The sequence below is a fragment of the Streptomyces sp. NPDC096323 genome (assembly GCF_040302845.1).
In the GTDB taxonomy this organism is placed as follows: Bacteria; Actinomycetota; Actinomycetes; order Streptomycetales; family Streptomycetaceae; genus Streptomyces.
The window spans coordinates 64,002-79,031 of record NZ_JBEOSI010000007.1 but is presented as its reverse complement, the minus strand read 5'-3'; the positions used below and the strand labels follow the sequence as shown (position 1 = coordinate 79,031).

Here is a 15,030-nt window from a genome sequence, read left to right as displayed (position 1 = left end):
GAACGGCGGCAGCCCTCAGCCGAGCGTCAGCAGCATGATGACGTCGTCGCGGTCGTCGTCCTCGGTCACCCGGATCGCTCCCGGGACCCGCCCGACCTCCTTGTAACCGCAGGCGCCGTAGAAGCGGTCGGCGCCCGTGCCACCGCGACAGGTGAGCCGGATCGCCTCGATGCCGTCGATGGCGCGCGCGGCGTCGGCGGCGGCGGCCATCAGGTCACGTCCGTAGCCGCGGCCCTGGTGGCGGGGGTGGACCATGACGCTGTTGGCCCAGAGCCAGTGCCGCATCAGCCGGTGGGTGTTGAAGGTGAGGAAGGCCGTGGCGGCGACGGCGCCGTCCTCGTCGTGTCCGACGAGCAGGCGGGTCCGGCCCTCTTCCATGGCCACGAGGTGCTTGACCAGCTCGGGCCGTACGTCCTCGGCCGTCACGGGCGGCAGGAATCCCACCGCGCCGCCGGCGTTGGACACATCGGTCCACAGCGCGGTGATGCCGTCCCGGAGAGACCGGTCGAACGGGGGATCCAGCTCAAACGTAAGCGCCATGGGCGCAGGTTAGCCATTACTCACCATCGGCTCAACGACTGTCCAGAACGCGAGAAGGCTCCGGCCGGGGACGGCGGCCGGAGCTCTCGTACAGCACTGCGCCGCAATGCGCGGCACCGCGCGCGACGGGCGCGCGCCGGGTCAGACCCGCATCGGCTGCGGCGACTCGCGCCGGTCGGCGTCGGGGCCCGGGTACTCGCGGATGATCTCGTACCGGGTGTTGCGCTCCACGGGCCGGAAGCCCGCGTCGCGGATCAGGTCCAGCAGATCCTCACGGCCGAGCTTGTTGGGCGTGCCGTAGTTGTCCGCGTCGTGCGTGATCTTGTACTCGACGACCGAGCCGTCCATGTCGTCCGCGCCGTGCTGGAGCGCCAGCTGGGCGGTCTGCACGCCGTGCATCACCCAGAAGACCTTGACGTGCGGGACGTTGTCGAACAGCAGCCGGGAGACCGCGAAGGTCTTCAGCGCCTCCGCGCCGGTCGCCATCGTCGTCCGCGCCTGGAGCTTGTTGCGGACCTTGCCGTCCTTCATGTCCACGAAGTCGTGCTGGTAGCGCAGCGGGATGAAGACCTGGAAGCCGCCGGTCTCGTCCTGCAGCTCACGCAGCCGCAGCACGTGGTCGACGCGGTGACGGGGCTCCTCGATGTGCCCGTACAGCATCGTCGCCGGGGTCTTGAGACCCTTCTCGTGCGCGAGCCGGTGGATGCGCGACCAGTCCTCCCAGTGGGTGGCGTGGTCGACGATGTGCTGGCGGACCTCCCAGTCGAAGATCTCCGCACCGCCGCCGGTCAGCGACTCCAGACCGGCCTCGATGAGCTCGTCGAGGATCTCGGAGGCCGACAGCCCGGAGATGGTCTCGAAGTGGTGGATCTCGGTGGCGGTGAACGCCTTGAGGGAGACCTGCGGCAGCGCTTCCTTCAGCGCGCTCAGCGAACGCGGGTAGTAGCGCCACGGCAGGGTGGGGTGCAGACCGTTGACGATGTGCAGCTCGGTGAGGCTCTCGCCCTCCATCGCCTTCGCGAGGCGGACGGCCTCCTCGATGCGCATCGTGTACGCGTCCTTCTCGCCCGGCTTGCGCTGGAAGGAGCAGTACGCGCACGAGGCGGTGCACACGTTGGTCATGTTGAGGTGACGGTTGACGTTGAAGTGGACGACGTCGCCGTTCTTGCGCGTACGCACCTCATGGGCCAGACCGCCGAGCCAGGCCAGGTCGTCGGACTCGTAGAGCGCGATCCCGTCCTCACGGGTCAGCCGCTCACCGTCCCGGACCTTCTGCTCCAGCTCGCGCTTGAGTCCCGCGTCCACTAGGCCGCCTCCCATTTCTCTCCGTAACCGACTTCAGATCACCGTACGCCTAGCTCTCCTCGGGGAGGTCTCCGACCCGGTTCTCCCACTTGGTGGAGAGCACGATCGTCGTGCGCGTCCGGGAAACGCCCTTGGTGCCGCTGAGTCGGCGGATGGTCTTCTCCAGGCCGTCCACGTCGCCGACCCGGACCTTGAGCATGTAGGAGTCGTCGCCCGCGATGAACCAGGCGTCCTCGATCTCGGCGAGGTCCTTCAGCCGGCGGGCCACGTCCTCGTGGTCGGCGGCGTCCGAGAGCGAGATGCCGATCAGGGCCGTGACCCCGAGGCCGAGGGAGGCCGCGTCGACGGTGGCGCGGTAGCCGGTGATGACACCGGCGGTCTCCAGCCGGTTGATGCGGTCGGTGACGCTCGGGCCGGAGAGCCCGACGAGCCGCCCCAGCTCGGCGTACGAGGCCCTGCCGTTCTCCCTGAGGGCCTGAATGAGCTGCCTGTCCACCGCGTCCATATGACTGAAACCTTCCATTGTTCAGCAGTATCGCGAGTCTACGTGTTGAATCCAAGGTATGCAGCCTTCACGGCCTGCAATTCCATTAGGTGAGATCAGTCGCGCGAGCCGCCACCGAGTTCGCCCTCCCAGCGGCGGTACAGCTGGTGCGGCACCCCCGCCGCGTCCAGCACCCGGCCCGCGACGAAATCCACCAGATCCTGGATGTGCGTGGCTCCCGCGTAGAACGCCGGCGAGGCGGGCAGCACGACCGCGCCCGCCTCGTCCAGGGCCACCATGTGCTTCAGCGTCTGGCCGCTCAGCGGCGTCTCGCGCACCGCGACGACCAGCTTCCGCCGCTCCTTGAGCGTCACGCTCGCCGCCCGCTGCAGCAGGTCCTTCGAGAGCCCGAGCGCCACCCCGGCCACGCACGCCGTCGAGGCGGGCACGATCAGCATCCCCTTCGCCGGGTACGACCCCGAGGACGGTCCCGCGGCCAGGTCACCGGCCGCCCAGTGCCGTACGCCGGACACGTCCACGTCGAAGGTGTGCGGCTTCCCGTCCGCGCCCCGCGCCAGCCAGCCGGCCAGGTCCTCGCGCCAGTGCGCGTCGCGGAACGCGATCCCCGTCTCGTCCAGCAGCGTCAGCCGTGAGGCCCGGCTCACCACCAGATCGACGCTCTCCCCCGCGGCCAGCAGACCGCGCAGCACGGAGGCGGCGAATGGGGTGCCCGAAGCGCCCGAAACCCCGACAATCCAAGGCTTTCGCTGCTGCTGACTCACTGAAGTCCCGGAATCCACACCCCCGAGCCTATCCGGCACCCCGATCACCGGCCGCGTCAGGAGTTCGGGGCCCTTACGGCTCCTACACCGTCAGGCCGCGCACCAGCAGGTCCAGCAGCGCGCACGCGAACAGGGCGATCCCGATGAACCCGTTGACCTGGAAGAACGCCCGGTTCAGCCGGGAGAGATCGTGCGGCCGCACCACCCGGTGCTCGTACACGAAGGCCACCGCGACGATCACCATGCCGATCCAGTAGAAGAGCCCGGCCCCCGCGGCCAGACCGAACCAGACCAGCAGGCCCGTCGTCACCACATGGCAGACCCGCGCCCCCCACAGCGCCGCCGGGACGCCGAAGCGCGCCGGGACGGACAGCACCCCGTGGGCACGGTCCGCCCGCACGTCCTGGCAGGCGAAGATCAGGTCGAAGCCGCCGATCCACACGCCGACCGCGAGGCCCAGGATCACCGCGTCCCACGACCAGCTTCCCGTCACCGCCAGCCACGCGCCGACCGGGCCCATGGCCTGCGCGAGGCCCAGGATCGCGTGCGGGTAGTGCGTGAACCGCTTGCCGTACGGATAGACGACCATCGGCACGACGGCCAGCGGCGCCAGCGCGAGGCAGAGCGGGTTCAGCAGGGCCGCCGCGCCGAGGAACACCACGACGGCGACGAGCGCACCCGTCCACGCCGACTTCACCGACACCGCACCGGTCACCAGCTCACGCCCGGCGGTCCGCGGATTGCGCGCGTCGATCTCCCGGTCGATGATCCGGTTCGCGGCCATCGCGAACGTCCGCAGCCCCACCATCGCGACGGTGACCAGCAGCAGCGTGACCCACTGGACCGACCCGCCGTCCAGGAACATCGCGGTCAGGGCGGCGATGTACGCGAAGGGCAGCGCGAAGACGGAATGCTCGATCATCACGAGCCGCAGGAACGCCCGGACCTTGCTGCTGGGTTGTGCGGGCCCCGATCCCAGGGTCGCTTCGGCGGCGCTCACAGTCCGTATTCCTTCCACCGGCGGTCGACCTTCGCCGCCGTCTCCGGGTCGGACTCGACCATGTCCGGCCAGCCCCCGTCCCGGGTGTAGCCCTCCTCGGGCCACTTCTTCGTCGCGTCGATGCCCGCCTTGCCGCCCCAGAACTGCTGGTAAGAGGCGTGGTCGAGGTGGTCGACGGGCCCTTCGGCGACGGTGAGGTCGCGGGCGTAGTCGGTGTTGCCGAGCGCCCGCCAGGAGACCTCGTGCAGATCGTGGACGTCGCAGTCGGAGTCCACGACGACGATCAGCTTCGTCAGCGACATCATGTGCGCGCCCCAGATCGCGCTCATCACCTTCTGGGCGTGCTTCGGGTACTTCTTGTCGATCGAGACGATCGCGCAGTTGTGGAAGCCACCGGACTCGGGCAGGTGGTAGTCCACGATGTCCGGCACGATGATCTTGAGCAGCGGCAGGAAGAACCGCTCGGTGGCGCGCCCCAGCGGGCCGTCCTCGGTCGGCGGCCGGCCGACGACGATGGACTGGAGCAGCGGCCGTTTCCGCATGGTCACGCAGTCGATGGTCAGCGCGGGGAACGGTTCCTGCGGCGTGTAGAAGCCGGTGTGGTCGCCGAACGGCCCCTCGGGGAGCATCTCCCCCGGCTCCAGCCATCCCTCGATGACGACCTCGGCGTTGGCCGGGACCTGGAGCGGCACGGTCTTGCAGTCGACCATCTCGATGCGCTTGCCCTGGATGAACCCGGCGAACAGGTACTCGTCGATGTCCCCGGGCAGCGGTGCGGTGGAGGCGTACGTCACCGCGGGCGGTGCCCCGAAGGCGATGGCGACGGGCAGCCGCTCACCGCGCTTGGCGGCGACCTGGTAGTGGTTGCGGCTGTCCTTGTGGATCTGCCAGTGCATTCCGATGGTGCGGCGGTCGTGGCGCTGGAGCCGGTAGAGCCCCAGGTTCCGGACGCCGGTCTCGGGGTGCTTGGTGTGGGTGAGCCCCAGGTTGAAGAAGGAGCCGCCGTCCTTGGGCCAGGTGAACAGCGCGGGCAACTGGTCCAGGTCCACGTCGTCGCCGGTGAGGACGACCTCCTGCACGGGGGCGTTCTCCGACTTCACCTTCTTCGGCGGTACGTGCACCATCGTGCCGAGCTTGCCGAAGGCCTCCCGTACGCCGACGAAGCCGTGCGGCAGCTCGGGCTTGAGCAGTCCGCCGATCTTGTCGCTGATGTCGGCGTAGGACTTCAGCCCGAGCGCCTTGAGGAGGCGCTTGTCGGTGCCGAAGACGTTCATGGCCAGGGGCATCGAGGAGCCCTTGACGTTCTCGAAGAGCAGCGCCGGCCCGCCGGCCTTGTTCACCCGGTCGACGATCTCACCGACCTCCAGATAGGGGTCGACCTCGGCCTTGATGCGCTTGAGCTCGCCCTCGCGCTCCAGAGCCCGGAGGAGGGATCGAAGATCGTCGTAAGCCATGCAGTCCAGTATCGGCCACCCGCTACCCTGGGCCCGTCACCGGGGCGGGGCATTGCCCCGCCAACTCTCCGCGGGGGGATTTCTCCACCATGTTCCGGGCCCTGATCTATCTCCTGCCCCTGGCGCTGACGATCTACGCGTTCATCGACTGCCTGAACACCCCGGAGGACGAGGCCAAGCACCTGCCGAAGGTCGCCTGGGTCTTCATCATCCTGCTCTTCTGGATCGTCGGCCCGATCGTGTGGCTGGCGGCGGGCAAGCTGCGCGAGGTGCCCGCCGGAGGCCGTACGCCGTCCGAATGGCACCGCAACCACCGTCAGCAGTGGGTGGCGCCGGACGACAATCCCGACTTCCTGAAGTCGCTCAAGGACGAGAACGAGAAGGACGAGGCCGTCCTCAAGGACTGGGAGGCGGACCTGCGCCGCCGCGAGGACGAGCTCAAGCGGCGGGAGAACGGCGGCCTGGACGATCCGGCGCCGGGCGCCTGAGCGGGACCGCTGGATCCTCGGTTCCGCCGGCGGCGGAACACCGTCCGGACCGGGCTCGACGATCCCTACAGTCCGGTCCTATGACGACGATCAGGACGCGTACGGTCGAGTACCCGGCGGACGGTTTGACGATGGTCGGGCACCTCGCCCTCCCGGTCGGCGCCGGCCGCCGGCCCGCGGTGCTGCTCGGACCGGAGGGCATGGGGCTCAGCGACGTCGAGCGCTGCAGGGCCGATGCGCTCGCCGAGCTGGGATACGTGGCGCTGGCCTTCGACCTTCACGGCGGGCGCTATCTGGGCGACCCCGAGGAGATGCTGGCCCGTTGCCTGCCGCTGCTCGCTGATCCCGACCGGATGAGGGCCATCGGCCATGCGGCGCTCGACGTGTTGCGCGCCGAACCGCGGACCGACCCCGACCGGATCGCCGCCGTCGGCTACGGAACCGGGGGCGCCATCGCGCTGGAACTCGGGCGCGGCGGCGTCAACCTGCGCGCGATCGGGACAGTCAACGCGACGACCACGGGCCGACCGGGCGAGGCGGCGCACATCCGCTGCCCGGTGTGGGCCGGGGTCGGGTCGGAGGACCCGATCATGACGCCCGCGCAACGGAACGCGTTCACCGCCGAGATGCAGGCCGCGGGCATCGACTGGCGCCTCACGGTCTACGGCGGCGCCTTGCACGCCTTCCACCACCCGCCGGTCGACCACCCCACGGTCCCCGGCGTCGGCCACCACCCCCAGCACGCGCGGCGGGCCTGGCGCGACGTAGTCGGCCTGCTCGCCGAGTGCCTGCCCGTGACGGCGGACCCGGGGGCACGACCGGGGGCATGACCGGGGGCGGGCCCCTTCGGCGCGTGTCCCGGGCCGGGTGGGGCGGCCCGCCGCGCGCCTCGCCGCGGTGCGTCACGGGCGGTCGAGCCGTTCGGCCGCTTTCGTCATCGGGCCGTCGGCGTCACCGGTGTTGAGCGTCCCGGCCGGTTCGAACAGCAGGATCGCGGTCTCCTGCTCCGCGACGGGGCAGTGCTCGACTCCACGGGGGACGACGAACAGCTCGCCCGTCTCCAGGACCACGTCGCCGTCCCGGAGCCGGATGGTGAGCCGTCCGTCCAGGACCAGGAAGAGTTCATCGGTGTCGTCGTGGGTGTGCCAGACGAACTCGCCCTTGAGCTTGGCCAGCTTGACCTCGTAGTCGTTGAGCGAAGCCACGGTCTTCTGCGACCACATCTCACTGAACTGCGACAACGCGTGCGCGAGGTTGACGGGGGCAGCGGTCCCGGGCATCGGGTGTCCTCTCTGCCGGCTGTCCGGGCCGGGGCTGGTCCCCGGGGTGGACGGCGGTGCGCTTCGAGACTGCGTCGCACCGGCGGTCCGTGTCTTGTACGTTCCTGTCATGACCGGAGTCCGGCCCCGCACGTCCACGAGCGCGTGGAGGCCGTCGGTCCCGGGTATCGACGAGGTCTTCCACGCTCACTTCACCGACCACGCGTACCCGGCGCACACCCACGACACGTGGGACCTGATGATCCTCGACGAGGGAGCGGTCGACTTCGCCCTCGACCACCGGCGCCACGGCGTCAGCGGTACGTCGAACGTGCTGCTCCTGCCTCCCGGCGTCCCGCACGACGGCAGAACCGTCACGGACGAGGGCTTCCGCAAGCGTGTCCTGTATCTCGACGCCTCCGTCCTGCCGCACCGGCTGACCGGCCGCGCGGCGGACAGCCCGGTCCTCGGCGACGCGCTGCTGCGGCAGCGGATCCATCAGCTCCACGGCGCTCTGGTCCGTGACGACGACGGGGGGTTCGAGGCGGAGTCCCGGCTCGCGTTCGTCCGCGAACGTCTCCACTCGCACCTCGACGCGCTCCTCCCCCGCCCGCCGGGCCGTGAGGCGAACCGGCTGGCGGTCGGGTTGCGGGAGCTGCTGGACGAACGCATCCGCACGGGCCTGTCGCTGCGGGAGGCCTCCGCCGCTCTGCACGCCCATCCCACACACCTGATCCGCTGCTTCACGCAGACGTTCGGCCTGCCGCCGCACACCTATCTCACCGGCAAGCGCATCGACCTGGCTCGGCGGCTGCTGCTGGACGGCCATCGCCCCGCGGACGTCGCCACCGCCGTGGGCTTCCACGACCAGTCCCACCTGAACCGGCACTTCGCCCGGCACACGGGCACCACGCCGGGCCGCTACGGCCGCCTCGGACACGGTTCGCCGTGACGAGCGGCCGCTGTCGTACCCGGCGCCTGCGCACTCGTACGGCAGCTGCCCGAAGCACGGCCCCGGGCCGATCGTTCGAAATTCTTGACCTTCGTCCAACACCTGGCCGATATCCTGGTGTTGACGGGGTGACAGACCGGGTGGGGCGGCGGCGCTGGGGGTGCTGTGGAGCGAGAGCTGTACGGGCGCGAGGCAATTTTCGGTGACGACGGACTTGCGGCGCGGCTGACCGGTCTCACTCCCCACGGTGCGCGTCGGGTCATCCACGAGCACGGTGACGACCCGCCCGTCGCGGTGCTGACCGGCGGCCGCGGCATGGGCAAGACGGCCGTGCTCAAGCAACTGCGCAGCCTGTACCGCGAGATCACCCCGGTCGCCCTGGTGGACTGCGAGGCCGTGCTGCCGCCGGCCGATCCGGGGCCCGGCTGGACGCCGGTGACGGGGGTGCTGCCGGAGCTCGCCACCCAGCTCACGGCGCGGGTGCACGCGGCGCGTCCGGTGCAGTTCCCCCGCCTGAGCCTCGGGCTCGTGGCGGTGGCCTCGGTGTCCTGGCGGCGCGAGGACGAGTCGCGGGCGCAGCGCGATCTGCAGTCGCTCGGGCCGGTGCTGGCGACGCTCGACACCCGGGGGGACGCGGCGACGGGCTGGGTCACCAAGGTGCTGACGAAGCTGGCGGCCGGGGCGTTCGACTCGGTGGCGCCGATGGCCGGGATGGTGGCCGAGGCGACCGTGGAGACGGTGCTGGAGGAGACGTTCAGCCGGTTCCAGCGGCGTGCGGCGCAGTGGTACGGCACGTACCCGCACGCGGGCGGCAACGGGCGCATCGGGCTGCGCCAGCTCGCGGTCGACTTCGAGCGGGGCGGTGATCTGCGCCGCCGTGCCGAGGACCACCTGGTGCTGGCCCTGGTCGCGGACCTGGTGGGGGCCTACAGCGGAATGGCGCGCGGCGCCCGGCGGGGCCGCCCGGTCCTGCTTCTCGACAACGCGCACACCGCGCTGGGCCGGCAACTGGTCGAGCCGTTGCTGCGGCAGCGCGCGAGCGGGGCGCGGGACCGGCTCGCGGTGTTCGCGTCCTCGCGCGTCCATGACCACGCGGGGCTGAGCCACGCGGTGCGCCGGCGGCTGCCCGAGGTGGCGCACGCCTCGCACTGGGCGCGGGGCACGGAGGTGACGTCCGGCATTCTGGCCGTCGGCCTGACCCCGCTGGACGCCGGCCACGTGCGCGCCGCGCTCGACCGGCACGATCCGCACGGCCGTACCCCCGCCGGGCTGGCGCGCGGGGTGCACCGGCTGACGGGCGGGCGGCCGCTGGGGGTGGCGCTGCTGGCGCAGGCGGCGGGTGAGGCGCCGGACCCGGGCGGCCTGGTGCCGGGGGCGTTGCTGGAGCGCACGGTGGAGCTGCGGGAGGACCGGCCGCCGGTGCGGGTGGCCGACGAGCTGCTGGAGCGGCTGCTGCCCGGGCAGCGCCCGGACGTGCTGAGCGTGCTGGCCGCGGCGCACGGCGAGGTGTCGGCGCGGCTGCTGGCCACGACCCGGCTGCGCGGTGAGTCGCTGGACGGCGATGTGGCTCTGCGGGTGCGGGACGCGCTGCGGTCGGAGGACTGGGCGGTGGGGCCGGAGTATTTCGTCGCCGATCCGCTGCTGCGGGCGCTGCTGCTGCACCGGCTGCGGTTCCAGGACGACGACCCTCCGTACTACGCGGTGTGGCGGGCGGTGCACGAGACGCTGCGCTCGGCGTACGCCGCCGGGGGCAGCTGCCCGAGCGAGCCGCACCGGCTGCACCAGGAGCTGGTGCTGGGCGGGACGGAGGACTGCGTGACGCATCTGCGGGTGCAGTTCGCCCGGCCCGACGTGCTGAGCTGGCTCGACGCGCTGCGGTTCATCGCCTCGGCGCCGTACCCCCGCCCGCCGGGCCGTACCGGCCCCGATCCGCGGCGGGCCGTCGCGCTGGGGCGGGAGGCGGCGTCCGACGAGGAGCGGGCGGCGCTCGCCGGGCTCGACGAGCGGGCCGCCGAACTCCAGTTGCAGCTACGGCGGTTGCTGCACGCCGTCTGGCTGCTGTCCGATCCGCTGGCCCTGCCCGACGAAGAGGTGATCGACAAGATGGCGCACGAGCTGCGGCAGTTGTCCGGCAGGCATCCGACGGGGCACGCGGTGCTCTGGGACGCGGCGACGCACTGGCCGCGCGATCTGCGGGGGTGGCGGGCGCTGTCCATGCCGCCGGGGGCGCCGGCCGGGCCGCACGGTCCGGGGGACGGTGGTCCGGATGCGTAATCCGCTGCGGTACCGCCTGTGGTGGACCACCCGGCAGAAGATCATCACGTCGGTCGTGGTGGGCGCCCTGCTGGTCACGGCCGGCTGGTTCGGCGTGGACCGCCTGACCGCGCCGGAGGACCGTTCCTGCGCGGCGGGCGTGACCCGTCCGCAGGGCAGCGCGGAATGCGTCGGGGTGTCCGGCACCGGCTACGACTTCGGGCAGGCGCAACTGACCCAGGTCGCCTCGGCGATCGGCCGGGAGAACGCCTCGCTGAAGCCCGGGCGGTACGCGACCGTGGCGCTGCTGCTCCCGCTGACCTCGACCGACGCGTCCATGCGCAGGAAGGTGCTGCGCGAGCTCCAGGGGGCGTTCGCCGCCCAGTACCGGGCGAACCATCATGCGAACGGGCAGGTCCCGCTGATCCGGGTGGTGCTCGCCAACACCGGGAACAACAGCCTGCTCTGGCGTCCGGTGGTGGACCGGCTGCTGACGATGACGGGCGCCCCGGACCGGCTGCGCGCGGTGTCCGGGGTCGCGATCAGCAGTACGCAGGCGAAGGAGGCGGTGAAGGAGCTGACCGGGGCCGGCATCCCGGTCGTGGGCTCGACGATCACCGCGGACGACATCGCCAACGGCCCGTCCGGCGACCCGTTCCCCGGCCTGGCGCGGGTCTCGCCGACCAACCGGGACGAGGCCCGCGCCCTCGCCTCGTTCGGTGAGGTGAAGGCGGACAAGGCGCTGCTCGTGCAGGACACCCGCAGCGGCGACCACTACACGGACACCCTCAAGTCGGCGTTCAACACCCTGCTGGAGGGATCGAAGTACCAGCCGGAGCTGTTCACCTCGCGCGAGGATCCGTACGACGAGGGCACCACGGCCAACACCTTCGAGCAGATCACGCATCTGATCTGCGACACGGACGCGGACACGGTGTTCTTCGCCGGGCGTCATGTCCAGCTGCGCCAGTTCGTCAACGCGCTGGGTGCGCGCGGCTGTCAGAACCGCCGCTTCACGGTGCTCACGGGTGACGAGGGTTCGTATCTGGGCGACGACAAGAAGCTCGACCGGAACGCGCTGCGGCGCAAGGTGACGGTGCGCTACGCCTCGCTGGCGCATCCGGACGCCTGGCCCTCCGTCGCGGCGGGGAAGAAGGCCCCGGCGGGCGGTTCGGCGCAGGACTACCGGGCGTTCGTGGAGCTCCTGGCCGAGGTGGCGAAGAAGCCGGCCGGTCCGGTCGGGCCCGCCGCGCACGACGACCTGACGGACGGGCAGCTGATCATCGCCCATGACGCGATGACGCTGGCGGTGGCGGGCATCCGACGGGCGACCCCGGACGGGAAGCAGCTGCCGGACCTGGAGGACGTGGGCGGGCAGTGGTCCCGGGTGAGGGGTTCGCTGCGGGTACGGGGGGCGAGCGGCTGGATCTGTCTGGACAACCACGGCAACCCGTACAACAAGGCCGTGCCGGTGGTGGAGCTGGCTCCGGACCCGCCGCATCAGCGGTTCGCGGCGCTGGCCTGGCCGGAGGGCGCGCCGCCGAAGGAGCAGTGCCTGCCCCCGTCGGCGCCCTGACCGCAGGTACGTGAACGGCTGCCCGCCCCCGCCGGAGCGGGGACGGGCAGCCGTGACGGTTCGGGGGGATCAGACGCCGGCGTAGGAGTGCTTGCCGGTGACGAAGATGTTGACGCCGTAGTAGTTGAAGATCCAGCAGCCGAAGGCGATCAGTGCGAGGTAGGCGGCCTTGCGGCCCTTCCATCCGGCGGTGGCCCGGGCGTGCAGGTAGCAGGCGTACGCGACCCAGGTGATGAAGGACCAGACCTCCTTGGGGTCCCAGCCCCAGTAGCGGCCCCAGGCGTCACCGGCCCAGATCGCGCCCGCGATGATCGTGAACGTCCACAGCGGGAAGACTGCGGCGTTGATCCGGTACGAGAACTTGTCGAGGCTGGAGGCGGACGGCATCCGGGAGAGCACGGACTGCGCGAACGTGCCCGGCTCCTCTCCGTTGGCGATCTTGCTCTCGTAGCTGTCGCGGAAGAGGTAGATGAGGGTGCCGATGCCGCCGATGAAGAACACGGCGCCGCAGATGATGGCGGTGGAGACGTGGATCCACAGCCAGTACGAGTGCAGTGCGGGCACCAGCTGGTCGCTGGAGGTGTAGAGCACCGTGGTCGCGAGGCCGAGGTCCAGCAGGATGGCCGTGACCAGGATCAGGCCCATCCAGCGGACGTTCTTCTTCAGGGCGAGCAGGATCAGGTACGCGCCGACGGCCACCGTGGAGAAGGTGATGGAGAACTCGTACATGTTGCCCCAGGGGGCACGCTGCACGGACAGGGCGCGGGCGATGACGCCGCCCGCCTGGATCAGGAAGGCGAGCACGGTCATGGAGACCGCGATCCGCCCGTAGAGGTCGCCCTTGAAGGTGCCGCCCGCGGCACCGGGCCCGTCCGGCACGTCGCGCGTGCCGGCCGCGGACCGGGTGACGATCTTCGGCCGTTCCAGGACGGCGGTGCTGCCGCCCTTCTGCGCGACCTGGACCTTCACCGTGCCGGCGGCGCCCTCGGCGGTCAGCTCGGCGGCCGTGCGGCCGACCTTGCTCCGGGACCCGAACACCCACTCCGCGATGTGCGCGAAGAAGGCCAGGGTGTAGACGGCCATCGACGAGTAGATCAGCACATTGCTGGTGTGTGCCAGATTCTCGTTGGTTGCGGCGGCGAGATTCACTTCTCAGCCCCTTCGGAAGGCTCTGCGGAGGACGCGGCGACGACGTGGGTGCCGGAATCCGGATCGGTGTCGGGGTCGGTGTCTGGGCCGGGCGCGGTGGGCGCGACGGCGTTGAGCGTGACCGCGAGATCGGCCAGCTCCTCGGGAAGCTTCGCGGACTCGCTGCGGCCGAGCCCCGCCATTTCGACGACGGTGACGCCGTCGGCGCCGCGCACGGCACGGATCCAGACGCGGCGCCGCTGGATGAACAGCGAGCCGGCCAGTCCGGCGATCGCGCCGATGGCCCCGGTGAGCGCCCAGCCGCTGGCGGGCTGCTCGGAGATCTGGAAGCTCGCCCACTCCTGGAGGCCCTCGAAGGTGATGGAGCCCGCGCCGCCGGGCAGCTTCATCGTGTCGCCGACGAGCAGCCGCTGCTTGAGCTGCTTGCCCTGGGAGTCCTTGAACTCCTTCATCTTCGACGTGTTCAGCTGGTACACGTTCTGCGGCAGTCCGGAGTCGACGCCGAGCGAGCCGTGGAACCCGTTGAGCGCGAGGACCGGCATGTCGGCGGCGGGGAACTGCGAGAACATCGTCCCCTTGCCGCTGCCCGCGAAGGTCGGCACGAAGAAGGCCTGGAAGCCCAGCTGCTCCTTCTCGCCCTTCTTGTCGCGGTAGCCGTCCATCACCTTGATCGCACCGGACGAGGTGACGTTGTTGTCGATTGGCAGCAGCGGCACGGCGGCCTTGTAGACCTCCTTGCCGCGGCCGTCCTTGACGGAGACGACGGGCGCGTAGCCGTGGGCGTTGAGATAGACCTTCGTACCGTCGACGACGAGCGGTTCGTTGACCTTGATGACGGCCTTCTTGGACGTGCCGTACGCGCCCTCGGAGTACGTGATGCGCGCCTCGTAGGTGCGGGGCGTGCCGATCTGCGGGCCGCTGCGCTCGTACGTACCGACGAAGTCGTCGAGGGTGAAGCTGAAGGGGGCGAGCGAGTCCTTGTCGTAGAGCGAGCCGGACTTGAAGTCGTCGTACTGGGTGATCGTGTTGGAGAACCCGTCGCCCTCGACGACCAGCTTGCCGCCCTCGGACTTGAAGAGCTGTCCCCAGGCGAAGGCCACCAGCATCACGATGAGCGCGATGTGGAACATCAGGTTCCCGGCCTCGCGCAGATAGCCCTTCTCCGCGGCGACCGCGTCACCGGCCTCATGGGCCCGGTAGCGGCGCTTGCGCATCATGGCGAGCGCGGCCTCGCGCACCTGCTCCGGCTCGGCCTCGGTGCGCCAGGTGGTGTACGCGGGCAGCCGGGTCAGGCGCTTGGGGGCGCCCGGGGGGCGGCTGCGGAGCTGGCCGACGAACGTGCCGGTGCGCGGGACGATGCAGCCGATGAGCGAGACGAACAGCAGGATGTAGATCGCGGAGAACCACACCGAGCTGTAGACGTCGAAGAACTGGAGCTTCTCGTAGATCGGCGAGACGGTGGTGTGGAGCCCCTTGAAGGTCTGCACCTTGAGCTCGTCGACGCTGTTCTGCGGAATCAGGGAGCCGGGGATCGCGCCGAGCGACAGCAGGAAGAGCAGGATCAGCGCGACCCGCATGGAGGTCAGCTGACGCCAGAACCAGCGGGCCCAGCCGATGACGCCCATGGCGGGAAGGTTCGCCAGGCTCTCCTCGCGCGGCGCGGTGGAGAGCTGGGAGCCGGCGGCCCCGAGCTCCCGGGCGGTCTCCCGGTCCCGCTCGGCGCGCACCTCCCGCTCATCGGGGCGCTCGCGCTCCTGGGGAGGGGTGGACTTGGTGTTGCTCATCGGT

The 15,030-nt window shown here is 70.8% G+C and carries 14 protein-coding genes; 5 read left to right on the top strand and 9 right to left on the bottom strand.

Annotated features, from left to right (window positions below):
* Positions 1 to 15: 15 nt before the first annotated feature.
* The 6 genes from ABTX18_RS20325 to ABTX18_RS20300 all read right to left on the bottom strand — a co-directional run bounded on the left by ABTX18_RS20325 (position 16) and on the right by ABTX18_RS20300 (position 5,565).
* Positions 16 to 540, bottom strand: coding sequence for a GNAT family N-acetyltransferase (locus tag ABTX18_RS20325; RefSeq protein ID WP_352124100.1), 525 nt, complete (start codon positions 538 to 540; stop codon positions 16 to 18).
* Between the two features lie 141 nt (positions 541 to 681).
* Positions 682 to 1,845 (bottom strand): aminofutalosine synthase MqnE, encoded by a 1,164-nt coding sequence (gene mqnE / locus ABTX18_RS20320; protein ID WP_352124447.1) that lies wholly within the window; start codon positions 1,843 to 1,845, stop codon positions 682 to 684.
* A gap of 49 nt (positions 1,846 to 1,894) precedes the next feature.
* Positions 1,895 to 2,350 carry an Lrp/AsnC family transcriptional regulator gene (locus tag ABTX18_RS20315; protein ID WP_136330825.1) on the bottom strand — a complete coding sequence of 152 codons (456 nt, stop codon included), beginning with the start codon at positions 2,348 to 2,350 and terminating at the stop codon, positions 1,895 to 1,897.
* Between the two features lie 95 nt (positions 2,351 to 2,445).
* Entirely contained in the window at positions 2,446 to 3,111 is a 666-nt protein-coding gene (locus tag ABTX18_RS20310; RefSeq protein WP_352124446.1) for a UbiX family flavin prenyltransferase, read from the bottom strand.
* An 82-nt stretch (positions 3,112 to 3,193) separates the two neighbouring features.
* A complete protein-coding gene (mqnP, locus tag ABTX18_RS20305; RefSeq protein ID WP_352124099.1) occupies positions 3,194 to 4,111 on the bottom strand; it encodes a menaquinone biosynthesis prenyltransferase MqnP in 918 nt (305 codons plus the stop codon).
* Positions 4,108 to 5,565 carry a menaquinone biosynthesis decarboxylase gene (locus ABTX18_RS20300; RefSeq protein WP_352124098.1) on the bottom strand — a complete coding sequence of 486 codons (1,458 nt, stop codon included), beginning with the start codon at positions 5,563 to 5,565 and terminating at the stop codon, positions 4,108 to 4,110. Before ABTX18_RS20300 ends, mqnP begins: the two co-directional genes overlap by 4 nt.
* 89 nt (positions 5,566 to 5,654) lie before the next feature.
* Here ABTX18_RS20300 and ABTX18_RS20295 point away from each other — a divergent pair, with 89 nt between their 5' ends.
* Both ABTX18_RS20295 and ABTX18_RS20290 read left to right on the top strand, forming a co-directional pair.
* The gene (locus tag ABTX18_RS20295; RefSeq protein ID WP_352124097.1) at positions 5,655 to 6,053 is read left to right on the top strand and encodes a PLD nuclease N-terminal domain-containing protein; all 399 of its coding nucleotides are present in this window, start codon (positions 5,655 to 5,657) and stop codon (positions 6,051 to 6,053) included.
* Between the two features lie 80 nt (positions 6,054 to 6,133).
* Positions 6,134 to 6,883, top strand: a complete 750-nt coding sequence (locus tag ABTX18_RS20290) for a dienelactone hydrolase family protein (protein ID WP_352124096.1) — start codon at positions 6,134 to 6,136, stop codon at positions 6,881 to 6,883.
* Positions 6,884 to 6,955: 72 nt separating this feature from the next.
* Here ABTX18_RS20290 and ABTX18_RS20285 read toward each other — a convergent pair whose 3' ends face one another.
* Positions 6,956 to 7,333, bottom strand: coding sequence for a cupin domain-containing protein (locus ABTX18_RS20285; protein WP_352124095.1), 378 nt, complete (start codon positions 7,331 to 7,333; stop codon positions 6,956 to 6,958).
* A 109-nt stretch (positions 7,334 to 7,442) separates the two neighbouring features.
* Between ABTX18_RS20285 and ABTX18_RS20280 the strand changes: the two genes are divergently transcribed.
* The 3 genes from ABTX18_RS20280 to ABTX18_RS20270 all read left to right on the top strand — a co-directional run bounded on the left by ABTX18_RS20280 (position 7,443) and on the right by ABTX18_RS20270 (position 12,093).
* A complete protein-coding gene (locus ABTX18_RS20280; RefSeq protein WP_352124094.1) occupies positions 7,443 to 8,264 on the top strand; it encodes a helix-turn-helix transcriptional regulator in 822 nt (273 codons plus the stop codon).
* A gap of 165 nt (positions 8,265 to 8,429) precedes the next feature.
* Complete coding sequence (locus tag ABTX18_RS20275; protein WP_352124093.1) at positions 8,430 to 10,538, top strand: hypothetical protein; 2,109 nt, start codon at positions 8,430 to 8,432, stop codon at positions 10,536 to 10,538.
* Positions 10,531 to 12,093: an ABC transporter substrate-binding protein gene (locus tag ABTX18_RS20270; RefSeq protein WP_352124092.1), complete on the top strand. Its 1,563-nt coding sequence runs from the start codon at positions 10,531 to 10,533 to the stop codon at positions 12,091 to 12,093. The genes ABTX18_RS20275 and ABTX18_RS20270 overlap by 8 nt, the downstream gene beginning before the upstream one ends.
* 69 nt (positions 12,094 to 12,162) lie before the next feature.
* Here the strand turns inward: ABTX18_RS20270 and ccsB are convergent, their stop codons facing one another.
* Together ccsB and resB are read right to left on the bottom strand one after the other, a co-directional pair.
* The gene (gene ccsB, locus ABTX18_RS20265; protein WP_352124091.1) at positions 12,163 to 13,242 is read right to left on the bottom strand and encodes a c-type cytochrome biogenesis protein CcsB; all 1,080 of its coding nucleotides are present in this window, start codon (positions 13,240 to 13,242) and stop codon (positions 12,163 to 12,165) included.
* On the bottom strand, positions 13,239 to 15,026 hold the full coding sequence (gene resB, locus ABTX18_RS20260; RefSeq protein ID WP_352124090.1) for a cytochrome c biogenesis protein ResB: 1,788 nt from the start codon (positions 15,024 to 15,026) through the stop codon (positions 13,239 to 13,241). The genes ccsB and resB overlap by 4 nt, the downstream gene beginning before the upstream one ends.
* Between the last annotated feature and the right edge of the window lie 4 nt (positions 15,027 to 15,030).